Source organism: Ochrobactrum sp. SFR4 (genome assembly GCF_019730395.1).
Taxonomy (GTDB): domain Bacteria; phylum Pseudomonadota; class Alphaproteobacteria; order Rhizobiales; family Rhizobiaceae; genus Pseudochrobactrum.
The window spans coordinates 1-230 of record NZ_JAAPBB010001492.1; the positions used below are offsets into that span (position 1 = coordinate 1).

A 230-nucleotide genomic window follows, 5' to 3' on the forward strand; every position below is an offset into this window, starting at 1 on the left:
CTTTGCTAAAAAACCGGCCGGGACGTGTGGCAAAGACCTCAAGAATAGCAATTTCACGACGCTTCAGCTGAACCTCACGATTGCCTATGCGCACATTACGGCTTTGCCGGTCCAGCTGCAGATTACCGCAAACGATGATATTGGTCGTTTCTCCGGTATTGCGCCGTAATAAAACCCGCACCCGCGCTTCAAGTTCGCGAAAATCAAAGGGTTTGACCAGATAGTCATCT

The 230-nt window shown here is 50.0% G+C and carries 1 protein-coding gene; it reads right to left on the reverse strand.

Features of this window, described 5'->3' with window-relative positions; all coding sequences use genetic code 11:
- Window positions 1-230: response regulator transcription factor (locus HBA93_RS24000; RefSeq protein ID WP_502910201.1), on the reverse strand; the 230-nt coding region annotated here is incomplete at both ends.